The following is a 25,759-nucleotide window of genomic DNA, read 5'->3' on the forward strand; positions in this document are numbered from 1 at the left end:
CCTATATCGGACTCAGTGGTTGCCCAGATGGGGACCACCGAGGGGGATCTTCCCCGCCCATATCGCTTAACTTTAAAAGGATATTCATCATGCGTACTTTTGACCTGACTCCACTGTATCGTTCCGCCATCGGCTTTGATCGTCTGGCACAACTGCTGAACGACGCCCAGCGCGGCGATTCCACCCCGAGCTACCCTCCCTACAACATCGAACTCGTGTCGGAAGACAAATACCGCATCGTGATGGCGCTGGCCGGTTTCGACCGTTCGGAAATCGACATCACCTTCGAGCGTGATTCGCTGCACGTCGTCGGCCGCAAACAGAAGGACGCCACCGAGCGCACCTATCTGCACCGCGGCATCGCCGCCCGCGATTTCGAGCAGCGCTTCCAGCTGGCCAACCATGTCAAGGTGACCGGCGCCAGCTTCGACAACGGCATGCTGAACATCGAACTGGTGCGCGAAGTGCCCGAAGCGCTGAAGCCACGCAAGATCGTCATCGACGGCGGCGAAAACGTCACCGCCCTGGAGCAGCGCCAGGCCGCGTAAGCCCTGTTGTAGCTAAGTAGTGCCCGACTGGCCGGTTGATCCGGCCAGTTGCACGTCTGTAGCAAGTGTTAAGCAGCGTCTAAGTTTTTACCCTCATATTGGATACATCTACAAACCTCATTATTCAGGAGTGCAGCTATGTCCGAATCTACTCTCAAACGTGCAGCTCTGGCGGTCGCCGTCCTGGGCGTGATAGGCGTGGGAGGTGCAGTCGCAGTTCAACAAAGTAATGCGGTTGCCGCCGCCCCTGCCATCGTTGCCGCCGCTACCGCGCCGGCGCAGGCCGCCCCCGCTGCTGCCCCCGTCCCTGTGCCCGCGCCCGCCATCTCGCTGCCCGACTTCAGCGTCATCGTGGCCCACAACGGTCCCGCCGTGGTCAACATCAGCGTGACCGGCAGCACCAAGACGGCCTACGACGATGACGACGGCCCGCAGCAGGCCCGCCGCGGCGACCCGTTTGCAGACGATCCGTTCTATGAATTCTTCCGCCGCTTCCAGGGGCCGCAGCAGCGCGGCGGCCAGCGCTCGGTGCCGACGCACGGCCTGGGTTCGGGCTTCATCATCAGCGCCGACGGCATCATCCTGACCAACGCCCACGTGGTGCGCGATGCCAGCGAAGTGGTGGTCAAGCTGACCGACCGCCGCGAGTTCCGCGCCAAGGTGCTGGGTTCCGATCCGAAGAGCGACGTGGCGGTGCTGAAGATCGACGCCAAGAACCTGCCCGTGGTGCCGCTGGCCAAGGGCAACGACCTGAAAGTGGGCGAATGGGTGCTGGCGATCGGTTCGCCGTACGGCCTCGACAACACCGTGACCGCCGGCGTGGTCAGCGCCAAGGGCCGCTCGCTGCCGGACGGTAACGTGCCGTTCATCCAGACCGACGTCGCCGTCAATCCCGGCAACTCGGGCGGACCGCTGTTCAACACTCGCGGCGAGGTGGTCGGCATCAACTCGCAGATCTACAGCCAGACCGGCGGCTACCAGGGCTTGTCGTTCGCGATACCGATCGAGGTGGCCGGCAAGATCAAGGACCAGATCGTCTCCACCGGCAAGGTCACCCATGCCAAGCTGGGCGTGACGGTGCAGGAGATCAACCAGGGCTTCGCCGACTCCTTCAACCTGGCCACGCCTGAGGGCGCGCTGGTGTCGAACGTGGAGAAGGGCAGCCCCGGCGACAAGGCCGGCCTGAAACCGGGCGACGTGATCCGCACGCTGAACGGCCAGAAGATCATCAGTTCCGGCGATTTGCCGGCGATTGTGGGCCTGGCCACGCCAGGTGATAAAGTAACGCTGGAAGTCTGGCGCCAGGGCAAACCGGTACAATTGACCGCCACGCTGGGCAACGCCAACGACAAGGTCGCGGCGGCCGATGGCGAACGCACCGACCAGGCCAGCGCCAAGCTGAAGCTGGGCTTGTCGCTGCGGCCGCTGGAAACCATCGAGAAGCGCCAGTCGGGTATTCCGAACGGCTTGCTGATCGAGGATGCGCGCGGCGCGGCGGCCAATGCCGGCGTGCAGCCCGGCGACGTGCTGCTGTCGGTGAACGGCCGTCCTGTCAGCAGCGTCGAGCAGGTGCGCGAGGTGGTCGACAAGTCCGGCAAGTCCGTGGCATTGCTGATACAGCGCGGCGACGATAAAATCTTCATACCGGTGCGTCTGGGCTGAGGTTAAGCTCAAGCCCGCGGACCGGCAGAACGCGACACAAAAACAGAAAGGAAACAATATGCGACTTCTGCTGGTGGAAGACGATACGATGATCGGCGAAGTGGTGCTCGACCTGTTGCGGGCCGAGCACTACGCCGTCGACTGGGTTAAGGACGGCGCGATGGCCGACACCGCGCTGCAGACCCAGACCTACGACCTGGTGCTGCTGGACCTGGGCCTGCCGCGCAAGGACGGCCTCGACGTGCTGCGCTCGATGCGCGCGCGCAAGGAGCTGACGCCGGTGCTGGTGGCCACGGCGCGCGACGCCAAGGAACAGCGCATCGCCGGCCTCGACGCCGGCGCCGACGACTACGTGCTCAAACCCTACGACCTCGACGAACTGCTGGCGCGCATCCGCGCCTTGCTGCGCCGTTCGGCCGGCCGCGCCGAGCCGATCTTCGAGCACGGCGGCGTGAGCGTCAATCCGCAAACCCGCGAAGTGATCGCCGACGGCAAGCAGGTCAACCTGTCTGCCCGCGAATGGGCGGTGCTGGAAGCGCTGATCGCGCGGCCCGGCATCGTGCTGTCGCGGCACCAGCTGGAGGAAAAACTGTACAGCTGGAAGGATGAGGTCAACAGCAACGCGGTCGAAGTCTACATCCATGGCCTGCGCAAGAAGCTTGGCGCGGAACTGATCCAAAACGTGCGCGGCCTGGGCTACATGGTACCGAAACTATGAAGGTGAAGATGCCGTCGTTGCCGCGGGTTCCCGTGGTGACGCACTCGCTGCGCGGACGTTTGCTGTGGTTCCTGCTGGCCGCCATCACCATGGCCGCCATCGCACAGGCGATGATCGCCTACCGCAGCGCGCTGAGCGACGCCGACCAGATCTTCGACTATCACATGCAGCAGATGGCGATGTCGCTGCGTTCCAGCGCCACGCTGACCAACAAGGCCGCCGACACCGCCGCCGACCCGGAGAACGACGACCTGGTGGTGCAGGTGTGGACGCCGGACGGCGCGCAAGTGTTCCGTTCGCTGTCGCGCGCGGCGCTGCCGCAGCGGGCGGTGCTGGGCTTCTCCAACGTCAAGGCCAACAACACCACCTACCGCATCTTCTCCGTTCAAACGAGTAACCAGACCGTGCAGGTGGCGCAGGACATGGCCGTGCGCCAGCGCATGGCCGGCACCTTGGCGCTGCGCACCGTCGGGCCGATCGCCGTCATGGCGCCGGTGCTGATGCTGGTGGTGTGGTGGGTGGTCAGCGGCTCGCTGGCGCCGGTGTCGCGCGTCAAGCGGCAGGTGGCGGCGCGCCAGGCCGACGATCTGTCGCCGGTGTCGGAAAACGATTTGCCCGACGAAGTGTTGCCGCTGGTACACGAGCTGAACCTGCTGTTCGGCCGCGTGCGCACCGCGTTCGATGCCCAGCAGCACTTCGTGGCGGACGCCGCGCACGAGCTGCGCTCGCCGCTGGCGGCGCTGAAATTGCAGGTGCTGAGCCTGGAACGGGCGCAGGACGAGGCGGCGCGCAGCCTCGCCATCTCGCGCGTGACGGCCGGCATCGAGCGGGCGACGCGGCTGGTGGAACAATTGCTGGTGCTGGCGCGGCAGGAAGGCTCGGTCAACGACGTCAAGCTGGAACCGGTCAGCCTGAGCGACCTGGTCAAGCGCACGCTGGGCGACATGGCCGGGCTGGCGCAGGCGCGCCAGATCGACCTCGGCCTGCATCATGCCGACGAGGCCACGGTGGACGGCCAGCCGGACGCGCTGATCATCCTGTTGCGCAACCTGGTCGACAACGCCATCAAGTACACGCCGTCCGGCGGCACCGTCGATATCGACCTGCGCCGTAGCGCCGGCGCCACAGGTGGAGCAAAAGCCAACGTGCCGGGCCGTATCGTGCTCAGCGTCGAGGATTCCGGTCCCGGCATCCCGCCGGAGGAGCGCGAGCGGGTGTTCAGCCGCTTCTACCGCGTGCCGGGAAGCCAGGCCGGCGGCAGCGGTCTGGGGCTGGCCATCATCAAGTCCATCGCCGAACGCCATGGCGCCGTGTTGACCCTGGATCAGTCCGAACGCCTGGGCGGGCTGAAGGTCAAAGTCGATTTTCCTGACACCACGAGGGCCACTCCAGTCTAAAATGCCACTTTGACATGGCGTTGGAGTGGCGTATGAAGAAAATCGGCTTTTCGGGCACCCTGGACCCGATCACCAACGGGCATATGTGGGTGATCAACGAAGCCCGTTCGCTGGCGGACGAGGTGGTGGTCTTCCTGTCTGAAAACCCCGCCAAGAAGCCCAAGTTCACGGCCGAGGAGCGCAAGAGCATCATCGCGCTCAGCTGCGCCGAGCAGGGCTGGGACAACGTATCGGTGGTCATCGTCAAGGGCGACTACACGGCGCGCGCGGCCAAGAAGCAGGGCGTGCACTGCCTGATACGCGGCATCCGCACCACCGCCGATTTCGATTACGAAAATCTGATCCAGCAAACCAACGTCGACGTGCTGCAAGGCGCCAAGACCATCTTCGTCATGCCCCCGCGCGACCTGGGCTCGGTCAGCTCCAGCTTCGTCAAGGCGCTGGAAGGGCCGATCGGCTGGAACTGGATCATGAAAAAGTTCGTTCCCGGGCCGGGCTACCACGCCTGGGTGCTGAGCTGGCTGCGCAAGGAATGGGAAACCCTGTGGGACTACGCCCACCTGGACGCTACCGCCATCGCCCATGCCGACCTGTGGTTCGTGCAGCTGACCGGCGCCACGGCGTACGGCGGCAAGGCGCGCTACTATCACAACCTCGACCACCTGGTGCACGGCCTGTGCGAGATCCGCGTATGGGCGGCCAACACGCGGCCCGATCCGGCCGACGTCGACATCGTCAAGCAGGCGTTCTGGTTCCATGACGCGGAGTATGGCCACAGCGGCGAGCCGGGCGCGATGAGCAACGAAGAGGCGAGCGCGCAACTGTGGCTGGGCAGCCAGCTGGCGCACGACATGAGCGACGCGGCGGAGCTGATACGCGCCACCGACCACTTCCAGGAAGCGTCGATCCAGCACCGGCTGAAGGACATCATGCTGTGCGTGGACCTGGCGATCCTGGGGCAGGACGAGGAGGTCTATCAGAACTATGCGCAGGCGATCCGGCGCGAGTACAGTCATCTGCCGGACGCAAAATACCGGAGCCAGCGCAGCGGCGCGCTGGCGCACCTGTCGCGCAAGGCGGAGGCGGGGCTGTTGTATGTCGATCCGTATTTTGCCGACCAGTACAACGAACGCGCCATCGACAACATGCGGCGCGAGATAGAGAGCCTGGCATGAGCGCCAGTTTAAAGCGCGCCTTGCTGGCATTGTGCTGCTTTGCCGCGGCCACATCGGCTGATGCGGCCGAAACGCAGACGCTGGACACGCCATCGTTCAGCATCACCATTGATGTGCGCTGCGAGGAAGGTAACGTGACCTGCGATGACGTACGTTATGTCGGTACCAGCAAAAAGACCGGCAAGGCGATCCGCCTGACCGGCCGCACGCGTCACACCACATGCGCCGACGGCGTCACCCCATGCCGCTTCCTTGGCTATGAATTCAAGAACGGCGCCACCGTCTACTTTCTCAGCGACGGCGGCGAGTTGATCGTCGAGCAGCGCGGCAAGCCGCTGCTGCGCGAACAGGGGGAATGGAAGTAAGTTGAAGGTTCCAGGTCTAGCTATTGGGTAGCGTGATCTCTTCCTTGCGCCGGGCTATGGCCTGACCCAGCGCCATCAGATCCAGCTTGGCCTTGCGGGCCTTGGGGAACATTTCGCTTTCTTCTTCCTGGACGTGATGTTCGATCTGTTCGGACAGCACCTTGATCTTGGCGTCGAACAGCTCATCGCCTTCTTCCATGGAGAGGATCTGCGCGATCAGGTCCTTGGCTGCCGCGTGTTCGACCACGGCCTCGTCGATGATGTCCTCGTTTTCCTTGTTCGCTTCGCGCACGGCGGGATAGAAGATTTCCTCTTCGGCGGTAGCGTGCTTGGTCAGCTCGGTGCAGATCTGCACGGCCAGTTTCTGCTTGCTGGCATGGGCCCGGTCGCCCAGCTCCTCGTATTGCTCGAACAGCGACTTGACGTGCTCGTGGTCCTCGGTCAGCAGGGTAATTGCGTCCTGCGGATCGGTTTCGGTGGGAATAGGTTTTGGGATTTTGTCTGACGAATGCGAAGTGGTTCTCATAATGGCTCCTTGGCTGGCGGTGAAGTGCAGGCTGCCAAACCAGTCTAGGGACGATCCCCGGCTCGGTCTGTGCGTTGCCCAACGCTGCCGCTAAGGGTAGCTGGCCTGCCGTTGACTTCGGATGGCGAGTACGAGTACAAGATCGCTACCGGGAACATAGCGATATTGTGCGACATAGCCACGGTGGTGCCTGCCAATGAGCAACTCTCTTGTGCCCGATGAAGCAGGGCGCCCGATCATGGGATTCTGCTCAAGTGTGGCCAGTGCGGTATGGATTTCTTGAATTTTTGCTGCTGCGGTCGCGATATCTATCGTCGCCAGACGATCAAAAATCTGGTCCAGGTGATCAGCGGCGTGGTGACTCAGCTGAACGCGGACCATGACGGCTAGCGTTTGGATTTTTCGAAGATGAACTTGTCGCCATGGTCGCCGGCAACGCGGCGCTCGAAGTGGCGGCGAACCTCTTCCAGTGATATCGATTCGCCGGATTTCAGGTATTCCGCGTAGCTTGCCTCGGCTTCAGCATCTAAAGTGTCTTGAGTTCTGGTCTGCGCGATTTTTTCCGCGATCGCCAGCAGAAGAAAATCATCAGTCCCAAGCTTGCTTAGCTCGACCGCTTCAGCAAGCTGTTCAAGCAGCTCATCTGACAACTGAATCGAAATGGTAGGCATGGCGATCTCCCTGCGAGAATCTCCGATTTTAGCACCATGCCAGGTCAGCGCCGCTGCCAGGGACGAGACGCAGATCAAATGATGAATCAGGGCGGAAACTGTCCTGTATCGGTTTTATGCTGGCGGCTGATCAATTGGATGGGAGCCGTTCATGCATCGTTTGCTTTCCGCCGCCCTGGGCGGCTTGTCGTTGTTGGCGGTGTCGCAGGCGTCGGCTCAGGAACGTGTCTTCCCGGCGGTTGCGCATCTGGGCGAATTCCAGGTGATCGAGTTTCGGCGCTATACGATCACGCCGGGCGGCCAGCAGGACTTCGCCAGCTACTTCCAGAGTTACTTCCCCGAAGCGTTCGAGCAGTTGGGCGCGATTGCGTTTGGCCAGTTCACGGAGCGCGGCAATCCGGCGTCGTTCACCTGGCTGCGCGGCTTCAAAAACCTGGAGGGCAGGGCCATCGTCAACTCGGCTTTCTACTATGGCCCGCTGTGGAAGGAGCACAAGGCCACGCTGAACGCGCTGATCGTCGACAGCGACAACGTGATGCTGATGCGGCCGTTGCGGGCGGTACCGGTGCTGCCTGCGGTCGATCCGGTCAAGGAACGCGACGGCGCGCACGGCGTGGTGGTGGCGCAGATTTTCGCGCTGAAGAACGGCGCCGGCGCGGAAGCCTTTGCGCAGCGGGCGGAAAGCGCGTTCGCCAGCTATCGCGCGGCGGGAGCGCGGGAGGCCGGCATGCTGGCGACGCTGGATGTACCAAACAACTTCCCACAACTACCGGTGCGCACCGATGGAACCTATGTGGCCTGGATCGGTGTCGTGAAGGACAACGATGTGCTGGAGCGGCAGCTCAGGCCCGCCATCGGCCGCGCGGCCGCCGCATTCGACAAAACCGGCATGCTGCGCTCGCCGCCCGAGCTGCTGATACTCGATCCGGCCAGCCGCTCGCGCTTGCGCTGGCTTAAAGACTGACTCACGCGGAAGCCGGTATCAGGCCTTGTTGGCGGCGGCAGGCGGCATGCGGAAGGTGACGCCGAGGCGGTTGAAGGCGTTCATCAGGCCGATCGCGTAGGTCAGGTCGGCCAGTTCCTTGTCGCTGAATTCTGCCGCCGCGGCGGCGTAGTCGGCATCGGGAACGCGGGTTTCCGCCACGCGCGTCACCGTTTCGGCCCAGGCCAGCGCGGCGCGTTCGCGGGCGCTGAAGACTGCCCCCGCGTCGTGCCATACCGGCACCAGGACCAGCTTGTCGATGGCAACGCCGAGCTTGAGCAGGTCGCTGGTATGCAGGTCGATGCAATAGGCGCAGCCGTTGATTTGCGATACGCGCAGGTAGACCAGATCGATCAATTCGTGCGGCAGGCCGCATTTCTGGAGATAGACGTGCACTGCGCCAAAAGCCTTGTAACCTTCAGGGGAGGCTTTGGCGTAGTCGAGACGTTGGTTCATGATGAAATCCTTTTGATTGCTGGTTAGGGATTCCATCTTGAACCATCTTGGCCCACTCCAAAAGAGCCAAGAAATGGCTGGTTTAGTAGGCCATAATTAAAAGCGATTCCAGTTGTTGTGGCGGTGTTCGCTGGCTTCCTTGAGCAGGTGGCCGGCGCGGCGCTCGTCCTTGGGACTCAGGGCGTCGCCCAGTTGCACCGTCATCGCCAGCTCCTGGATCGCCGGCGGGTATTCGTGTTCGGCGGCCTCTTCCAGCAGGTGGCGCGCCTTGGCGGCGTCTTGCGCGACGCCGCGTCCTTCGTTGTAGATGTTGGATAGCAGGAACATCGCGTGGGCGTTGCCCAAGTCGCTGGCCGCGTTCAGCCAGTACGCGGCTTGCGCGTCGTCGCGCTTGACGCCGTCGCCGTTCTTGTAGAGCAGGCCCAGTACCAGCGCCGCCTTGGCGTGCTTTTGCTTGGCGGCCAACTCGTACCAGGGCGCCGCGTCGCCCGGTGCGGCCGGCACGCCGACCACGCCGATGCGCAGCATTTCACCCAGCTGGAACGCGGCTTCGGTGTCGCCGCCGCGCGCGGCGTCTTCGAACAGCTTCAGCGATTCGGCCCGCTGCCTGGGACGGGTTTGATACAACAAGCCCAGCTCGCGCTGCGCCACCGGCATGTTCTGCGCCGACCACGACATCAGCTTGCGCTCGGCGCTGGCGTCGGCCTGTTGCATCGCCTTCATGCCGACGACTTCAATCTGCGCCGACGTCGGCTTTTCGTGCTGGATCTGGCAGCCGAACAGGAACACGCTGGCCAACACGGCGATCAGCGCAACCCCAGGATAGTTTTTGATTTGCATGACGCTTGCCTCATGAAGAACGGGGCCGGCGCAACCGGCCCCGCGATTCCCTTTACTTGCTCAAATCCACCGTGTACTTGGCGAAGCCGCTGGCATCCAGCGCACCCTCGGCCGTGACGGCGGTGATGCCGCTGCTTTTGGCCAGCGCCAGGTGGCCAGGCGCCGAACGCAGGATCACCGGACCGGCCGTGGCCACCTTGACGAAGCTCCAGCTACGCGCGCTGCCGTTGCTGGCCAGCGTGACCTTGCCGGTCGCCGTGCCCTGCGCCACCAGGTAGTTGCTGACGATGGTCTGGTTGGCGTCCGGCGACTTGATGATGGTTTTGCTGCCGTCTATGCCCGGCACCGCACCGCCGCCGCCCGCGCGGTAGTCGTTGGTGGCGACAATGAAGTCGTCGCCATCGGCCACAGCCTTGCCCAGATAGGTCAGGTTGACGATGCGGCTGCCCACCGGCTTGGTCACGTCGATCTGGTAGGTCAGCGCGTTGTTCTCGGCATAGAACACGTCATAATTGTAGATCGTGCCGTATGAAGGAACCAGGTCCTGCTCTGCCGTCTTGGCCGGATCGATCTGGCCGAACTGCTTGGCGGCCGTTTCCAGCCATGCCTTCAGGTCGGAACCCTTGATCTTCACTGCCTGCAGGTTGTTGTTGCTGTACAGGTAGAGGTCGCCCGGGTTACGCACTTGCAAGCCTATCGGCGCCGCGGCGCTGGCGCCCGGCGCCACGTCGGTGAAGTCCGAAGGACCGTTGCGGCCGGCCTTGAACGGCGCGCTGCACGAGATCACCGGTATGTTCTTGTAGCTGGCGATGGTGGCGTCGGTGCTGCTGGCGATGAATTTCTTCACGTAGTCCAGCTGCGCCTGGTTGACCAGCTGGATCGCGCTGACGTCGCCCGCCAGCGAGAAGTAGGCCGACATTTCAAAGTCGGTCGTCACGCCCAGCGGCTGCTTGGCGTAGGCGATGGTGGCCGCGTGCTCGGCGGCGACGATGGGCGCGATGGCCGGATCGGCCGCCGCGTTGGTGGTGCCGTCCTTGTACTTGAAGCCGCGCGATTCCACCGTGGTCTTGTCCGATTGCACCACCCATTTGCCGGCGGTGTACGCCAAGGTCATCTTGATGATGCCCAGGCGGCGGCCCCAGCTCTGCGCCATCACGGTCGGCACGCCGTTGACGAAGCCGTTGACGGCGTCGATCCTGGCGCTGGCGGGGAAGGCCGCGAACGATGGATCCAGTGCCGCCGCGCCAGTCTCTTTGCCTTTCGGGAAGATCAGGTGCGAGTGGCCGACCAGCAGCGCGTCGATGCCGGTGGTGGTCAGGTGATAGCTGCCGTTTTCCATTTTCGGACTGTAGGCGCTTGGGTCCAGGCCGCCGTGCGACAGCGCCACGATCAGGTCGGCGCCCTTGGTGCGCATCTCCGGCACGTATTGCTTGGCAGCTTCCTGCACGCCGGTCACCGCGACCTTGCCGGCCAGGTTTTTCTGGTCCCAGTCGAGGATCTGCGGCGGCACGAAGCTCATGATGCCGATGTTCATCTTGACGTCGACCTTGGTGCCGTCCGGCTTGGTGGCCGAGAAGGTGCGCGGCAGCAGCGTGTAGGGCTGCACGATGGGCTTGCCGCTGGCGACGCCGGTGACGTTGGTCAGCACCAGCGGGAAGGTCGGCGCGCCGCAGGTGCCGGCCGGCTTGGCGATGCCGGGAATGCCGAAGTCGGTGTTGGTGATCTGGCTCAGCAACGGCAGGCCGTAGTTGAATTCGTGGTTGCCGAAGCCGCCGCCGTCGTACTTCATGGCGTTCATCACCTTGTGCACGGCCATGGTGTCGCTGCAGGCGATCGGCTTGGTCACGGCTTGCAAGTCACCCAGCAAGGTGCCCTGGATGACGTCGCCGTCGTCCAGCAGCAGGTTGTTTGGATTTTCCGCGCGGGCGGCGCTGACCAGCGTCGAGGTGCGCTCCAGGCCCAGGCTGGTGTCTTCCGACAGGGAATAGTAGTTATAGCTCATCACGTTGGCATGGATGTCGGTGGTTTCCATGAGCGCCAGGGTGACGGTCGTGCCTTCCGGGATCGCCAGAGGAGGAGTGTAGTCGCCGCCGCAACCCACCAGACCAGCCGCCGTCATGGCAGCCAACATCACCAGATTTGTTTTCATTGCTTCCCCAAAATTAAGAAAATTCAAGTTGGCGACTGTATCCAAGCTACATGACATAGTCGTGACAAAACGCAAACATCATGGCCTGGCGAGCCAAGGCGCGATTTAATAAGCCACTGTCGCGATTTAACAATACTGTCGTGCCGGCATCCCGCTAGTCTGGGCGGGCGCATCGGGGCCACGAACCACCGGTGCGCACAGAGATGCGTCATCCTTCGATCAACCACCCATGGAGACAAGGCATGAAACTACGCAATAGATGGACTGCGGCAGCGGCTCTGGCGGCGGCGCTTACCACAGCGCTGCCGGCAACTGCCGGCAATACCGGACTGGCCTTCGTACACGGCACCGGCCACCAGACCAACGCCGCCAACGATTACTGGACCTGGGACATGGTCAATTCGGTCCGACAGGGCTTGCCCAACCAAAATCTGTATGTGGTCATCAATTGCGACTTCGATCAATACATGTGGAGCCCCGCGGCCGTGGGCTGCCTTGCCGATCAGCTCTATCCCTTCATCGTCAACAACAACATCACCGACCTGGTCGTCGAGACCCACTCCAACGGCGGCAACGTATTGCGCTGGCTGATGTCGAATCCGACGTCGGACAGCCGCTATCCCACCATCATCAACGCGATCCGCTGGGCCAACGCGCTGGCGCCGTCTTCTCTGGGCACGCCGCTGGCCGACGCCGCCATCAGCGGCAACGTGTTCGAGAGCGCGGTCGGCTGGCTGCTCGGCTACAAGAGCGATGCCGTGCGCATGCAGCAGACCAGCTGGATGGCCAGTTACAACTCCGCCTGGCTGTACGGCACGGCAGGCCGCCCGGCCTTGCCCAAACCGTTCTACAACGTGGTCGGCACCGACGTCGACAGCTCACCGTTCGACAGCGACAGCTATTGCGGCGGCTACACGCTCAACGTCGGGCTGGAAGTGACGCAGGCCTGGCTCAACAGCTGCTCAGACGGCTTCCTCAACTGTACCAGCCAATCGGGCGCGGGCGCGCACTGGTTCAACGACAAGGATGTGACCAATGGCGCCGAGCCGCTGTCGCACAACCAGAGCCGCCGCCAGTGCTTCGGCCTGGACGTCATCTTGCGCAACGATGTTTGATCGCAGAGGAAACCACACCATGAAAATGACACTGTTGATGGCCGCCCTGCTGGCGGCCGCGCATGCCCATGCCGCGCCGCGCGAACTGCTGCCGGCCCAGGGCGGCGATTTGTCCGCCGTCGCCGTCGTCGCTCCCGGCACGTCGAGCTTGAAGAATGCCAACCTCACCGTGGCCGCCGGCGCTGGGGACGATGCCGTCGCGCCGCCATCGCTGGCCGGCGCCATGCCGAAAGTCTCGCGCGATCCTGTCTCGCTGAGCTGGGCGACGCCAGGTGCGGCCGCCGCGCCTGCCGCCACGCCGTATGTCGCGCAGAGCAAGGAGTCGTACCGCAGCGTAACGGCAGACGAGCTGGCCGCCGGCGTCACGCTGAACACCACGGCGCCGCGCGCGCTGGTGCGATTGCAGGTGCTGAGCTCGGTCGGCCCGCGCGAGCAAGCTGCTATCCATCCGCTGGCGATGACGGTGATCGATCCGGCCGGCCGCTCGCTGGCCTCGGGCGACGGCATGGAAATGATCGTCAGCGCCGACAAGCTGGCCAAGGCCGACGTGCCGTTCGCGCCGGGCACCTCGGCGTTCCGCCTGCATCCGTCGCTGGGTGCCGGCAAGTTCAAGCTGAAGGTGGATGGCGCCAGCGGCAGCGACCGCTACCTGATCAACGTGGTCGAACCGGACAGCCCGTACACGCTGACCATGCAAACGGCCGCGCTGCATTATCTGCACGGGAACGAGCTGGTGCTGCAATCGGAATTGCAGGACGGTACTGGCAAGCCTTCTGCCGCCAAGCTTTCCAAGCTCGAGGGCTACGTGATCTCGCCGGCAGGTCGGCGCTTCCCGGTCAGCTTCAAGACGGACGTCACCGGTCGCATGCGCGCCAGCCTGGTGCTCGATGCCGACGAGGCGCCAGTGCCGGGATTGTGGGAGATACGCGCCGAGGCGTCAGGCAAGGTCAAGGACCAGGCCATCGAGCGCTCGGTGCGGCTGGCGTTCCCTGTCGCCATGCCGGTGGCGCGGCTGACGCGCGGCGTGGTGCTGGCGGACGGCGCGGGCGTCAATCTGGAGGTCGGCGTGGAGACTGCGGCGGCGGGCCGCTATGAAGTGCGCGGCATGTTGTACGGCACCGTCAACGGCGTGCTGAAGCCGCTGGGCGTGGCCGATTCCGCGCAATGGCTGGAAGCGGGCGAGGGCAAGATCGCGCTGGGCTTCGCGCCGGAGCTGATCGCCGGCGCCACCGGGCCGTTCGAACTGCGCGACCTGTTCCTGCTCGACCAGGGACGGCTGGGCGTGCTGCACCGCCAGCAGCGGGCCCTGGTGATCGGCGAGGATGAGGTGGTACGCGCCGGCGGACGGGCGACGGCCAAGGCGGTTATCGGCGTCAGTGTGGCGCCTGCCGCCGCGCCGCGCGTCAAGCGGGCGCCGAACGCGGCGGCACAGTCCTAGTCCTGCCTAGTAAGCCCAGAGCGGCCCCGTCTTGCCGTTGACGGTGCCGCCTTCCATCACGACAAACACGCGGCGGCCGTAGAAGAAGGGCAGTCCCCAGTCGAAGTAGTTGCCGGCCGACGAGGTGGTGCTGCCCGCCGTGCCGCCGACCTGCGCCGCCGAGATGGCGGAGTCCAGCTGCACCATGTTCACCACGTTGAAATTGACGGTGCCGGTGGCGCTGCCATCGGCTGCGGCATTGGCCGCGCTCAGCGACAGCGTCGAGGCCGGGCAATAGAAGTCGCCGCCCGAGCAGGTGCGTATCGTGCTGTCGTTGAAGAAGTAGCCGTTCGAGCCGCTGTCGATGAAGCTGGCGCTGTAGGTCTTGCTCTTATAGGTGGTGCTGAAATCGCCGCCGCTGTTGGTCTTGAACAGCGTCTCGCCGGCGATGGCGTTGTTGGTCTGCGTGTTGACGCCGAAGATCAGCGTGCCGCTGACCGACGTCAGGCCGCCCGTGCCCACGCTGGGCAATACCAGCAGCACACCGTTGTTGTTCACCGCGAACGACGCCACCGGATTGCTGACCTGCGACGCCAGCGGCATGCTGCTGGTCGTGCAGCCGCTGCTGGTGCACGCATAATAAAAGCCGCTGACCGCCGAGCGCGCGCAGCTGTCGCCGCAATCCTGCTTGAACAGACCGACGCCGAGGATACCCTTGGCGCCCAGCGCCGACAGCGTGCCGATGTTGTTGCCGGCGCTGCTGCAGCTGGACGGCGTGCTCGCATAGCTGGCGCCGGTGTCGCCGATCACCTGGATCGAGATCGCGGATGCTGTTTCATCCGCCATCTTCACGTCGGCCTGGCGCACCGCGCCCCAGGTGTAGCCGCTGATGAACTTGCCGCACTCGCCGGCGTCTGCGCCCGACGCTGTCTTGACGACCGGCAGCGCCAGCGCCGCGTCGAGCGGCGCCAGCAGGCGCAGGCCGTAGGAGCCGGTATCGAGCAGCACGTGGTCGATGGTCTGGCAGATAGTTGTTCCGGGGCGGCACACCGTCAAGTTGACGTAGGGGATGTTGATCGAACCGTTGACGCCGGTCGGGCCGCTGTCGACGATGATGGCGGTGCTGTTGCTGAGCGGCGCTGTCACGCTCAAGGCCGCGCTGGCATCGGCGCTGCCGCCGCCGCCGCTGCACGACAGACTGTAGGTAAAGTTGCCCGCCGCGGTGGGCGTGATATTGACCGTGCCGGATGTGGCCTTGGCGCCGCTCCATGCGCCGCTGGCGGTGCAGCCGGTGGCGTTGGCGGACGACCAGCTCAGCACGGTCGTCTGCGCGGTCGTGATGCTGGCCGGCGCCAGGGTCAGGCTGACGGTGGGCGAGGGCGGCGGCGTGCTGACGACCACGCTGGTCGTGTTGCTGACACCGCCGCAGGTGATGGTGTAGTTGGCCGTGCCCGCCGCGCCGGCGGTCACCGTTTGGGTGCCGCTGGTCTCGACGATGCCGCTCCAGGCGCCCGAGGCGCTGCAGCTGGTGGAGGTCGGATTGCTGACGCTCCAGGTCAGCGTGACGACCTGGCCGACGGTGGTGGCGGTCGGCGTGGCGCTGATGCTGACCACCGGCGTTGTCGTGGCGTTGGCCTGGACGGTGGACGAGCCGCTGCCGGCGCTGCTGCCACTGCCGCCGCCGCAAGCGCTCAAGGCCAGCGCGAGCACGGCGCCGGCAAGGTAGACAAACCAGATCGAACTGGACGCGGACAGCAGGGCGGCACCGGCGCGATGCAGCAGCCGGTCGGTGGCAGGCAATCGTTTCATGCGCTGGTCCTTATTCGATGACGTTGGTGTCGAAGCCGGCCGGCAGCGCGCCGGGTATCCAGGCATGGCCGGCGAAGGCGCGCATATGGCCGCTGGAGACGATCACCACGTCCGACTGGTTCACCGCCAGTTGCGAGTGGCCGGCCTTGGGGCGCTTGCCGGCGGAGCTGGTCATCACCGCGAACTTGTCGCCCAGCAGCGTGCGCAGGTCGGGCAAAGTCGGGCCGTTCCAGCTGACGGCAAAGACGATGCCTTGTGTGTTGGTATATTCGCGAACGACCGTGCCGCTGTCGAGCGTGCTCTGGCTGACGGTATAGACGGCCGCCGTGTCGCTGCTGGCGGCCGCCAGGCTGCGCCCGCCTTGGCGCACTGGCGTGGTACCGAAATCGGAAGGGGAACTGCCCAGCGCGGCGTATGCCAGCGCGCCCTGCAGCAACGAAAGAACCAACATGAGTAAGAGTGCCCGGCGCATAGTACGCTCCTGTGCCTAAGATGTAGGCAGTGTAAAACGGCAACGAGTTGGATAGCGTTAGGGAGATGTAAGCAAACGTAAGCTGTCGATGCTTTAAAACGATGTGGTCGGCGCCTGCTCCACGCTGTTAGCGAATCAGGGAATCTCGAGCGTCATTTCGCCGTCTGCCCCTTTCATCTCGAATGCCGCGGACGCGCCCAAGCCTTTACATTTGCCCGAGCCGTCCGCAATGGCGCGGTTCTCCGGAGCGTTCTTTTGGCCCACTGTGTGGAGAAGCGCCGCCCCGGGCATGAATGCCGGATGCAGCGCGAGCTTGCATACTTCTGGCGGTTCAATCGTTATGTCCGCACAGATTTGCATGCAGACTTTGATACCCCTCCACGGCAGAACAGCCGTCGCTTCGTCGGGCGGGGTGGCAAAATAGGCGAAACCTGCTTTCCTGGCATAAGCGATATCCTGGGCATCGCCGGTCTTGCTGACCTCCTTGATTTCTTTTCCATCCAAATAGGCAAATGCGACGTTGAACGCGTGCGGGTTATATGTTCCGTTCATAAAAAAAATCGTGCCCGGAACAATCAGCATCCCTTGCGCCCGCAGGCTGGCGGCTTTCATGATGTCACGCACTTGCTGCGCCTCGTCGTAGCTAATGGGGGTGCAGTAGCCGGGCAGTTTGTCTATATCTTGCGCAAACAGATATTCGGGAGCGAGAAACACTTGGTAGCTTGCGCTCCATAGCGCGATTTTTTCCGCAATCATTTTTGCTCGGTCAACAATGGACCGGCCGGAAATTGGCGCAGAGCGAATATCGGGCGCAAATATACCGATTTTTATAGTTGGCATATGGTGAGGTTAAATTTTTCGGAAAAATATAAAACACCCCAGGGCTTGCCGCAATCACTGCCGAGTTGCATGAGACCGGATTGAAGTTGCCATTCAGTACAGATTAACATGGACGCATGATCGAAGCCAGTTTGTTGTTGGCCAAGAGTAAGATGCTCAGTTGAACAAGCCAGGCGATGTGTAATACTGGGCTCCTTGCATTGTCATTGAGCCTGCTATGCCTGTTTTTCCGCCGCGCCTCCTTTCTTTCACCGCCGCGCTGCTGCTTTCGCCTCTACTGGCCATTGCCGCGCCATGTATTGAACCGCCACCTGACGCAACCAATACATACGACGCCTTGCATACTTACGACAAGCTCCGGGGCGACTATCCTTTCATTCGCATCGCCAGCGCGGCACTGCCGCCAGATGTGGCGAGGATCGCGGATCAGACCTATGTTCAATACGGTGCACGCTGCCTGAAGCTCGACCTGTATCTGCCGGCGATGGACGCAAGTCGCAGCATGCCCGTGGTCATACTGGTGCATGGCGGCGGCTGGCGCTCCGGCTTCCGTTCCGAGTTCGCGCCGATGGCGGTGCTGCTGGCGCAGCGCGGCTATGCAGCGGTGACGGTCAGCTATCGATTATCGGGCGAGGCGCGCTATCCCGCCGCGATACACGACGTGCGCGCGGCGGTGCGCTGGGTGCGCAGCAATGCCGGGCAGTACGGGATTGATCCGCAGCGCATTGCTCTGGCTGGCGGCTCCGCAGGCGGACAGATCGCCAGCCTGGCCGGCGTGACCGGTCACCTCGACCAGTTCGATCCCGGTGCCGCCGGCAGTTCCATCTCCAGCGCGGTGCAGGCCATCATCAACATCGACGGGTTGTCCGACTTTACTTCCGAGGCCGCCCGCGCGACGGAGGACGATCCGAAAAAGAATCCATCATCGGCCGGCGCATGGTTTGGTGGCCGTTATGCAGAGAAGACAGCCTTGTGGCGCGAAGCGTCGCCGATCCAATACGTACGCGAAGGCATGCCAGCCATCCTCTTCATCGACAGCGCACAACCGCGCTTCTCGGTGGGACGTGATGAGATGCAGGGAAAAATGAGACAGGTGGCGGCAGCCACTCAGACAGTTATCTTGCCGGATACGCCGCACTCGTTCTGGCTGTTTGATCCATGGCTGCAGCCGACAGTCGATGCCACCGTTACCTTCCTGAAGCAGCAACTGCCTGAGCGCTAGTTCTTTGCGGGTATGAACTCATGTTCATGCGATTGGATAAAGAGGCTTCGCAGCTCAGGAAACTTCGTCGCGCTATCGGCGAACTTGGCGTCAAATTGCTTCAGCTTTGCCCAACTGCGCCTCAACATATTCGTACACGGTCATATCGAGGTCGTCGCGGGGAAGTGCTCGCAGCGATTCGGGCGAAATTTCCATCAATCTCAGACGGGGCAGATGTGCTGACAAAGGAGCCTCAGTTCGTCAAGAGATAGCTGATTTTCATCGCTCATGGAAGGTTGTCGTTCGAAAAAGAAAAACCACAGCTTATAGTAAAACGGCACCCGAAGGTGCCGTTGGAGGAAGCGGTAAAACTTAGAACTTGACGTACAGGCGGCCGAAGTACGATGCGCCGTTCAAACCGAACTGCACGCTCTCATACTTGAAGCCGTTGTCGGTCTCGTCAGGGTTCTGGGAGGTCGGCTTGACGTTGAAGATGTTGTTGCCGCCGAACGTGAACTTCATGTTCTTGTTGATGGCGTAGGTGAAGCTCAGGTCGGCCGAGGTCTTGGCTTCGTAGTGCTGGTTAGGCACGCCGGCGGCCGTACCGCTGTAGGTGCCCAGGGTCTGCGGACCGAAGTGGATGATCTTCAGGTCGCTTTCCCACGGACCGGTCACATAGTCGAAGCCCAGGGTCGCCTTCGAGCGCGGCGCGCCTTGCTCGATGTACAGGCGTTCCTTCTCCGACAGCAGCACGTCCTCGTAGCCCTTCAGCGAGGCCGGCGCGTGGATGCCGGTCACTTCGGTCTTGCTGACGTTCAGCGCGAGGAAGGTGGTCAGCTTGTTGGCGCCGAAGTTGGTCTTGTGCGACGCGGTCAGGTCCAGGCCCTTGGTCGTGGTGTCGACCGAGTTGACGAAGAATTGCGCCTGGCCCACGCCCAGGGTCGCCAGCCTGGCGGCCAGGTCGGGGTAGTTGCTGGCGTCGAAGCGGCCCGACAGCACGATGCGGTCCTTGATCTTGATGTCGTACAGGTCGGCGGTGACGGAAACGGCCTGGCTCGGCGTCCAGGTGGTGCCCAGCGTGTAGCTGTTGGATTTTTCTTCCTTCAGCTTGGGAATGCCGGCCGCGTTGGTGACGGCGCTGCCGTTCGGCGCCAGCACGACGTCGGTCGGCACGCCACCGATGAAGTCGGTGAAGGTGGACGAGAAGTAGACCTGCTGCAGCGACGGCGCGCGGAAGCCGGTGCTGGCCGAACCGCGCAGCAGCACGGCGGGCGCCACGCGCCAGCTGCCGGCCAGCTTGCCGGTGGTGGTCGAACCGAAGTCGCTGTATTTTTCATAGCGCACCGCGCCTTGCGCCTTGATGGTCGGCGTCAGGTCCGCTTCCAGATCAAGGTAGGCGGCCAGGCTGTGGCGGTTGGCGTTGACCTGGTCGGCCGGCTGGAAGCCGGGGAAGCCCTGGCTACCGGCGTTGCCGCCGATGCCGACGCCGTCTGCGTCGCTGTACGAGCCGGGTTCGCCGGCGTAGATCTTGTAGTTCTCGTGGCGGTATTCGCCGCCGAAGGCGACGTTCAGGCCGCCGGTGCCCAGCGCGCCTTCGAAGTAGCGGTTGAAGTCGAGGTTGGTGGTCAGCTGCTCGAACGAGAAGCCGCCGGCGTTGAAGTGGTCCGGGCTGACGCCCTTGCCGCCGGCCAGCAGGTCCTTGTTGGCGATCGAGGCATTCAGCGTGTTGCTGATGTCATAGATCATCTTGTTGTAGCCGTAGGTCTGCGACAGGTCCATATTCCACTCGCCCACCTGGTTGCGGTGGCCGACGGTGGCGTAGCGGTCGTCGATGGTTGCGTTGATGAACGGCACAAAGCCGTTCGGGTACATGGCCGCCGAGTTGCGCGACGGGATGTCGTCGCTGTCGATGCCGCCGCGCGCCCAGGCGCCGGATGAGGCGTCGCGCGTTTGCGCGCCGGCCGTGAAGTACAGGCGGCCGCTGCCGGTGGTCGGCAGTTCGCCGTTCAGGTAGATGGTCTGGTTCTGGGTCTTGCTGTCGCCGATGGTGCGCGGGTTGTCCGCTTCGGCGCGGTTGGAGCGGCCGCGGTCCAGGTACTCGCCGGTGACGCCGAGCACGCCGCCGTTGCCGATCTCGAAGCCGCAGTAGGCCGAGGCCAGGTAGTTCTTGCCGTCGCGGCGCGAGTATTCGCTGAAGCCGGCGACCGCTTCGCAACCCTTGCTTTTCTTCAGGCCGATATCCATCACGCCGGCGATCGCGTCCGAGCCGTACTGGGCGGCGGCGCCGTCGCGTAGCACTTGCACGTCCTTGATGGCCAGCAGCGGAATGGCGTTCATGTCGGTGCCGGTGTTGCCGCGGTTGCGCGCGCCGAACAGGTTGACCAGCGCGGTAGTGTGGCGGCGCTTGCCGTTGACCAGCACCAGGGTCTGGTCGGAACCGAGGCCGCGCAGCGCGGCGGAGTCGACCAGGTCGGCGCCGTCGGAGCCGGTCTGGCGGGTCGAGTTGAACGATGGCGAAATGTAGGTCAGCGTTTGCGCCAGGTCGAACTGGCCGCCTTGTTCGCTGGACTTGCTCATCGGGATGATATCGACCGGCACCACGGTGTCGGTGGACGAACTGGTCGCGCGGCGCGAGCCGATGATGCTGACCGATTGCATGCCGGTGTCCGGCTTGGCTTCCGGCGCCGATTGGGCGAAGGCGGATGGTGCGAAACTGAGGGCGGCGGCGCCGTACAGGCTGAGCAGAACGGCTTTACGTAGCGGTGAAGTGGCGAACAAGTATCTCTCCCATGAAAAATTTGATTCTATTCAAATCGTTCATGGAAACATGGGTTTTCCGACAATTTTGCGTGCAAACTTTATTTACTGTTGTTTTGCCGCGCCAAGTGGCTTTCGTTCTGCGTAGAACTACGTAGGGCTGATTTTGTTCGGGACAAACTCGGTTGCACCACCTATTAAAATAGTTTCATGGTTGAGCTGCGTGCGGATCAAACAAGGCTGGTTCATGTTCGCACCCTGGTACAGATCGAGGCTGCGCCGGAGGTGGACGGTGAGGGCGCCGGCCGCCACGCCGGTTGCGCTGTCTTCCATCGCCGGGGCGAGGTGGTTGAAGTTGCGGCCTTCGACGGCGCCATCCGGACGCAGGCACCAGGCGTAGCAGCCGCTGACGCCGTGCTGCTTGCCCCATTCGTGGATGCGCGCAAGGTCCGGCCGCAGCGCTTGCAGGGTGGCGCTGTCGGCGACTTGCAGCAGCAGCTTGGGGCTGCCGACCGAGGCGATGACCGGCGGCGATGCCAGCCGCAGGCCGGGTGCGGCCAGCAGCAGCGCTGGCAGGTTGTGCGGGATGTCCACGGCCGGCGGCGCTTGCGGCGTCAATTCGATGAAGACGCTGCCGGCCCGCAAGGTCAGCGTCAGCGGCTGGCCGCGCATCGCGGTGCGGACCTGCAGCGACGGCTGTTCCGCCGACAGCAGCACCCGCGCCGCGGCCAGCGTGGCGTGCAGGCACAGCGGGCTGCGGGTGTGCGGATAGAAGTAGTCAAGGAGGACGTTGCCGGCCGCGTCGTGGTCGATGAACACGCACGCCGCCTTGTTGCGCTCCCGGGCCAGTTGCTGGCGCTGGTCGGCGCCGGTGTGGTCGTCCTGGATAACCAGAGCGGCGTTGCCGCCGCCAGGGGCGATGCCGAAGCAGTTCAATTCTTGAATAATCATCCGGCTAGTATAACGGCCCAGGAGGGAAAAATAGGGTGTAGAATACTGTATATAAACACAGTATCAAGCCATGGCCACCTCGAACACATCGCCAGCGCAGGGATTGCCCGCTTATGCCGAGCTGTTCTGCCTGTCCAATTTCTCCTTCCTGCAAGGCGCATCCCATGCCGAGGAGTTGGTCGCGCGCGCCATGCAGCTCGATTACGCCGGGCTGGCCATCACCGATGAATGCTCGCTGGCGGGCGTAGTACGTGCTCACGCCGCCGCGAAAGAGGCAAAGTTTCCGCTGTTGATAGGCAGCCATTTCCATCTGAAGAATCCTGACGGCAGTCCGGCGCTGTCGTTGGTCGCGCTGGCCAGGAACCGTGAAGGCTACGGCAATTTGTGCGAGCTGATCACCATCGCCCGCAACCGCGTCGCCAAGGGCAGCTATCTGCTGACGCCGGCCGACCTGGCCGCGCCGCCGCCGGCGTTTGCGCATCTGAAGGGATTGCCGGATTGCCTGCTGATTTTGCTGCCGCATTATCCGGCGCACCAGCCGGACGATGTCGATCGCCTGCATGCGCAGGCGGCATGGATGGAAGCGACGTTTCCCGGCCGCGCGTGGATGGGCTTGAGCCTGTTGCAGCGCGCCTTCGACGAGGCGCATCGGATCAGCATCGATGAAGTGGCGCTGCAACATGGCATGCGGGTGGTGGCGCTCGGGCATGTCTGCATGCATGTGCGCTCGCGCAAGCCGCTGCACGATACCTTGACCGCCGTGCGTCTCGGCAAGGCGGTGGGCGAGTGCGGCTATGCCTTGTCGCAGAACGCGGAGCAGCATCTGCGGCCGCGCTTGCGGCTGGCGAATCTGTATCCGCCGCAAGCGCTGGCGGAGACGCTGAGCATCATGGAGCTATGCACGTTCAATCTTGAAGAATTGCGCTACGAATATCCGCACGAACTGGTGCCTCCCGGCCATACGCCGGCCAGCTATTTGCGGCAGGAAGTGTATGCCGGTGCGCAACGGCGCTTCCCTGCCGGCGTATCGGACAAGGTGCGGGGGCAGATCGAGAAAGAGCTGGAGCTGATTGCGGACCTGAAGTACGAGCCGTACTTCCTGACGGTGTACGACATCGTCCGTTTCGCGCGATCGAAAGAGATCCTGTGCCAGGGCAGGGGATCGGCGGCCAACTCGGTGGTCTGTTACTGCCTCGGCGTGACCGAGGTCGATCCGGAACGCAGCAACATGCTGACAGGGCGCTTTATTTCCAAGGAGCGCAACGAGCCGCCGGACATCGACGTCGACTTCGAGCACCAGCGGCGCGAGGAGGTGATCCAGTACATCTATCAAAAGTACGGCGCCGATCGTGCCGCGCTGGCCGCCGTCGTCATCAGCTACCGGCCCAAGAGCGCGCTGCGCGACAGCGGCAAGGCGCTGGGCGTGGACCTCGCCATCGTCGAGAAGGTGGCCAAGGCGCATCACTGGTTCGACAGCAAGCATGATCTGCTGGGACGGCTGGCCGAGTGCGGGCTGGATCCGGCATCGCAGCTGGCGCAGCAGTGGGCTTCGCTGGCGATGACGCTGCTGGGATTCCCCCGCCATTTATCGCAGCATCCGGGCGGTTTTGTCATTTCGCACGAAAAGCTGTCGCGGCTGGTGCCGATCGAGGCGGCCACGATGGAGGGGCGTTGCGTCATCCAATGGGACAAGGATGATCTGGAGGAGCTGGGCCTGATGAAGGTGGACGTGCTGGCGCTGGGCATGCTGTCGGCGCTGCGGCGCTGCCTGGCGTTGGTCGCGGCGCAGCGCGGGACGCCGTTCCGCATGCAGGACATTCCGAAGGAGGACAAGGCCACCTACGCCATGATGTGGGAAGCCGATACCATCGGCGTGTTCCAGATCGAATCGCGCGCCCAGATGAGCATGCTGCCGCGCCTGCGGCCTAAGGAGTTCTACGATCTGGTGATCGAAGTTGCGCTGGTGCGGCCGGGGCCGATACAGGGCGGCATGGTGCATCCGTATCTGCAGCGGCGCATGAATCCCAAACTGATCGACTATCCGCACGGACTGGACGAGGCGTTGAAACGCACGCTCGGCGTGCCGATCTTCCAGGAGCAGGTGATGCAAATTGCCCAGATTGCGGCAGGCTTCACCGAAGGCGAGGCGGACCAGTTGCGCCGCGCGATGGCGGCATGGAAGCGCAAGGGCGGCGTAGACAAGTACCAGGGCCGCATCATCAGTGGCATGCTGGAGCGCGGTTATGAACTGGGCTTCGCGCAAGCTATCTGCGAGCAGATCAAAGGATTCGGCGAGTATGGCTTCCCCGAATCGCACGCCGCCAGTTTCGCGCTGCTCACTTATGCCAGTTCCTGGCTCAAATGCCACGAGCCGGCCGCCTTCCTGTGCGCGCTGCTCAACAGCCAGCCGATGGGCTTCTACAGCCCGTCGCAGCTGGTGCAGGACGCCAGACGCCACGGCGTGCAGGTGCGCGAGATCGACGTCACCATCAGCGGCTGGGATTCATCGCTGGAAGAGCCGGCGGGCAAGCGCGGCCAGCCTGCGGTGCGGCTGGGCCTGTCGATGCTGAAGGGGATGCGGGCCGAAGCGGCCGAGCGGATCGAGCAGGCCCGCGCGCAGCGGCCGTTCGCCAGCGTGGCCGATATGGCGCGGCGTGCCGACCTGGAGCGGCATGACCTGCAGGTGCTGGCCGGCGGCAATGCGTTGAAGGATTTGGCCGGCAACCGGCGCCAGGCCTTGTGGCAGGCGGTCGGCGCCACGCCGGACAAGGACCTGCTGCGGCCGACCACGCCGGACGAGGAAATCCCGGTGCTGAAGCCGCCGTCGGAAGGGGAGGAAATCCTTGGCGACTACCGCTCGCACGGCCTGACGCTGGGGCGCCATCCGCTGGCGCTGCTGCGGCCCAGGCTGCTGGAGCACCGCTTCCTGCCGGCCGCCACGCTCAACACCTACACCAACGGCATGCTGGCGCGGGCCTGCGGCATGGTCACGGTGCGGCAGCGTCCCGGCACGGCCAAGGGCGTGATCTTCATCACCCTCGAGGATGAGACCGGCAACGTCAACGTCATCATCTGGCCGGCGCTGGTCGAGCAGCAGCGGCGCGAAGTGCTGAGCGCGCCGCTGCTGGGGGTGTATGGGGTCTGGCAACAGGAGGGTGTGGTGCGCCACCTGATTGCCAAGCGGCTGGTCGACATGTCCCACCTGCTGGGACGCCTGCCGACCATCAGCCGCGACTTCTGCTAGTTAGCGGAGGTCGGCGCTGCGCGCGCTGTTGGTGCCATAGTAGGTATGAATCTGGCTGGCCCAGGTCTGGTTGGCCATGTTCGGCCAGTGGTCGCTGTCGAAGCCGGGGGCGCTATCGATGCGGTCCTTGTCGATATTGAGCGTGAAGCGCTTGTTGATGGTGTCCAGGGTCATCGCTTCCCAGGGCACGGCGAACAGCTTCTCGCCGAGCGTGAACACGCCGCCGTGCGACATCACCGCATAGGCGATCTGACCGGTGCGCATGTCGAGCATGATTTCCTTGATCTCGCCCAGGTGCTCGTTTTTCAGGTTGTGGACATGGTTGCCGATCAGCGTGTCGGCGCCCATCAGTTCCGGACCGGGGCCTTTATGGCCGTTGTCGACATACATGCCAAATGGATCGAGTTCTTCGTAGTTCATGATGAGCCTCCTTTTATTCAATGAGTTGTCATTTTGTTCTTGTT

Annotated in this window: 23 protein-coding genes; 11 read left to right on the plus strand and 12 right to left on the minus strand. The window is 63.6% G+C overall.

Features of this window, described 5'->3' with window-relative positions:
* Positions 1-89 precede the first annotated feature (89 nt).
* The 6 genes from ABWW33_RS23755 to ABWW33_RS23780 all read left to right on the plus strand — a co-directional run bounded on the left by ABWW33_RS23755 (position 90) and on the right by ABWW33_RS23780 (position 5,865).
* Entirely contained in the window at positions 90-548 is a 459-nt protein-coding gene (locus tag ABWW33_RS23755) for an Hsp20 family protein (RefSeq protein WP_176654281.1), read from the plus strand.
* A 138-nt stretch (positions 549-686) separates the two neighbouring features.
* A complete protein-coding gene (locus ABWW33_RS23760; RefSeq protein ID WP_353404005.1) occupies positions 687-2,210 on the plus strand; it encodes a DegQ family serine endoprotease in 1,524 nt (507 codons plus the stop codon).
* Between the two features lie 58 nt (positions 2,211-2,268).
* Complete coding sequence (locus ABWW33_RS23765) at positions 2,269-2,928, plus strand: response regulator (protein WP_176654283.1); 660 nt, start codon at positions 2,269-2,271, stop codon at positions 2,926-2,928.
* 8 nt (positions 2,929-2,936) lie between these two features.
* Positions 2,937-4,325, plus strand: a complete 1,389-nt coding sequence (locus ABWW33_RS23770) for an ATP-binding protein (RefSeq protein WP_353404006.1) — start codon at positions 2,937-2,939, stop codon at positions 4,323-4,325.
* Between the two features lie 32 nt (positions 4,326-4,357).
* Positions 4,358-5,500 (plus strand): pantetheine-phosphate adenylyltransferase, encoded by a 1,143-nt coding sequence (gene coaD, locus ABWW33_RS23775; RefSeq protein ID WP_353404007.1) that lies wholly within the window; start codon positions 4,358-4,360, stop codon positions 5,498-5,500.
* Positions 5,497-5,865, plus strand: coding sequence for a hypothetical protein (locus ABWW33_RS23780; RefSeq protein WP_353404008.1), 369 nt, complete (start codon positions 5,497-5,499; stop codon positions 5,863-5,865). The genes coaD and ABWW33_RS23780 overlap by 4 nt, the downstream gene beginning before the upstream one ends.
* A 16-nt stretch (positions 5,866-5,881) precedes the next feature.
* Here the strand turns inward: ABWW33_RS23780 and ABWW33_RS23785 are convergent, their stop codons facing one another.
* The 3 genes from ABWW33_RS23785 to ABWW33_RS23795 form a co-directional block, all read right to left on the minus strand.
* Positions 5,882-6,391 (minus strand): hemerythrin domain-containing protein, encoded by a 510-nt coding sequence (locus ABWW33_RS23785; RefSeq protein WP_176654286.1) that lies wholly within the window; start codon positions 6,389-6,391, stop codon positions 5,882-5,884.
* A gap of 90 nt (positions 6,392-6,481) precedes the next feature.
* On the minus strand, positions 6,482-6,772 hold the full coding sequence (locus ABWW33_RS23790; RefSeq protein WP_353404009.1) for a type II toxin-antitoxin system RelE/ParE family toxin: 291 nt from the start codon (positions 6,770-6,772) through the stop codon (positions 6,482-6,484).
* A gap of 5 nt (positions 6,773-6,777) precedes the next feature.
* Positions 6,778-7,062: a YlcI/YnfO family protein gene (locus ABWW33_RS23795; RefSeq protein WP_176654288.1), complete on the minus strand. Its 285-nt coding sequence runs from the start codon at positions 7,060-7,062 to the stop codon at positions 6,778-6,780.
* 151 nt (positions 7,063-7,213) lie between these two features.
* On the opposite strand from ABWW33_RS23795, the gene ABWW33_RS23800 reads away from it, so the two are divergent.
* Complete coding sequence (locus ABWW33_RS23800; protein ID WP_353404010.1) at positions 7,214-8,026, plus strand: NIPSNAP family protein; 813 nt, start codon at positions 7,214-7,216, stop codon at positions 8,024-8,026.
* Between the two features lie 18 nt (positions 8,027-8,044).
* Here ABWW33_RS23800 and ABWW33_RS23805 read toward each other — a convergent pair whose 3' ends face one another.
* The 3 genes from ABWW33_RS23805 to ABWW33_RS23815 all read right to left on the minus strand — a co-directional run bounded on the left by ABWW33_RS23805 (position 8,045) and on the right by ABWW33_RS23815 (position 11,489).
* Positions 8,045-8,500 (minus strand): carboxymuconolactone decarboxylase family protein, encoded by a 456-nt coding sequence (locus tag ABWW33_RS23805; RefSeq protein WP_176654290.1) that lies wholly within the window; start codon positions 8,498-8,500, stop codon positions 8,045-8,047.
* 96 nt (positions 8,501-8,596) lie between these two features.
* Positions 8,597-9,340, minus strand: a complete 744-nt coding sequence (locus ABWW33_RS23810; protein WP_353404012.1) for a tetratricopeptide repeat protein — start codon at positions 9,338-9,340, stop codon at positions 8,597-8,599.
* A 52-nt stretch (positions 9,341-9,392) separates the two neighbouring features.
* Entirely contained in the window at positions 9,393-11,489 is a 2,097-nt protein-coding gene (locus ABWW33_RS23815) for a bifunctional 2',3'-cyclic-nucleotide 2'-phosphodiesterase/3'-nucleotidase (protein WP_353404013.1), read from the minus strand.
* 242 nt (positions 11,490-11,731) lie between these two features.
* Between ABWW33_RS23815 and ABWW33_RS23820 the strand changes: the two genes are divergently transcribed.
* Both ABWW33_RS23820 and ABWW33_RS23825 read left to right on the plus strand, forming a co-directional pair.
* Positions 11,732-12,604 carry a Fes1 domain-containing protein gene (locus ABWW33_RS23820; RefSeq protein WP_218087940.1) on the plus strand — a complete coding sequence of 291 codons (873 nt, stop codon included), beginning with the start codon at positions 11,732-11,734 and terminating at the stop codon, positions 12,602-12,604.
* Positions 12,605-12,623: 19 nt separating this feature from the next.
* Positions 12,624-14,042 carry a DUF4785 domain-containing protein gene (locus ABWW33_RS23825; RefSeq protein ID WP_353404014.1) on the plus strand — a complete coding sequence of 473 codons (1,419 nt, stop codon included), beginning with the start codon at positions 12,624-12,626 and terminating at the stop codon, positions 14,040-14,042.
* A 6-nt stretch (positions 14,043-14,048) separates the two neighbouring features.
* Here ABWW33_RS23825 and ABWW33_RS23830 read toward each other — a convergent pair whose 3' ends face one another.
* The 3 genes from ABWW33_RS23830 to ABWW33_RS23840 all read right to left on the minus strand — a co-directional run bounded on the left by ABWW33_RS23830 (position 14,049) and on the right by ABWW33_RS23840 (position 17,058).
* Entirely contained in the window at positions 14,049-15,830 is a 1,782-nt protein-coding gene (locus ABWW33_RS23830) for a DUF3443 family protein (RefSeq protein WP_353404015.1), read from the minus strand.
* Positions 15,831-15,840: 10 nt separating this feature from the next.
* Positions 15,841-16,281, minus strand: coding sequence for a DUF2844 domain-containing protein (locus tag ABWW33_RS23835; protein WP_353404016.1), 441 nt, complete (start codon positions 16,279-16,281; stop codon positions 15,841-15,843).
* A 156-nt stretch (positions 16,282-16,437) separates the two neighbouring features.
* Positions 16,438-17,058, minus strand: a complete 621-nt coding sequence (locus tag ABWW33_RS23840; RefSeq protein WP_353404017.1) for a hypothetical protein — start codon at positions 17,056-17,058, stop codon at positions 16,438-16,440.
* 301 nt (positions 17,059-17,359) lie between these two features.
* Here ABWW33_RS23840 and ABWW33_RS23845 point away from each other — a divergent pair, with 301 nt between their 5' ends.
* Positions 17,360-18,364: an alpha/beta fold hydrolase gene (locus tag ABWW33_RS23845; protein WP_353404018.1), complete on the plus strand. Its 1,005-nt coding sequence runs from the start codon at positions 17,360-17,362 to the stop codon at positions 18,362-18,364.
* A 351-nt stretch (positions 18,365-18,715) separates the two neighbouring features.
* Here the strand turns inward: ABWW33_RS23845 and ABWW33_RS23850 are convergent, their stop codons facing one another.
* Both ABWW33_RS23850 and ABWW33_RS23855 read right to left on the minus strand, forming a co-directional pair.
* A complete protein-coding gene (locus tag ABWW33_RS23850; RefSeq protein ID WP_353404019.1) occupies positions 18,716-21,121 on the minus strand; it encodes a TonB-dependent receptor plug domain-containing protein in 2,406 nt (801 codons plus the stop codon).
* Positions 21,122-21,250: 129 nt separating this feature from the next.
* Positions 21,251-22,051: a PhzF family protein gene (locus tag ABWW33_RS23855; RefSeq protein ID WP_353404020.1), complete on the minus strand. Its 801-nt coding sequence runs from the start codon at positions 22,049-22,051 to the stop codon at positions 21,251-21,253.
* 70 nt (positions 22,052-22,121) lie between these two features.
* Between ABWW33_RS23855 and ABWW33_RS23860 the strand changes: the two genes are divergently transcribed.
* Positions 22,122-25,295 carry an error-prone DNA polymerase gene (locus tag ABWW33_RS23860; RefSeq protein ID WP_353404021.1) on the plus strand — a complete coding sequence of 1,058 codons (3,174 nt, stop codon included), beginning with the start codon at positions 22,122-22,124 and terminating at the stop codon, positions 25,293-25,295.
* Here the strand turns inward: ABWW33_RS23860 and ABWW33_RS23865 are convergent, their stop codons facing one another.
* Positions 25,296-25,715 carry a PRC-barrel domain-containing protein gene (locus ABWW33_RS23865; protein WP_176654302.1) on the minus strand — a complete coding sequence of 140 codons (420 nt, stop codon included), beginning with the start codon at positions 25,713-25,715 and terminating at the stop codon, positions 25,296-25,298. It abuts the gene before it with no gap.
* Positions 25,716-25,759 lie beyond the last annotated feature (44 nt).

Source organism: Duganella hordei (assembly GCF_040369125.1).
GTDB lineage: Bacteria > Pseudomonadota > Gammaproteobacteria > Burkholderiales > Burkholderiaceae_D > Rugamonas > Rugamonas hordei.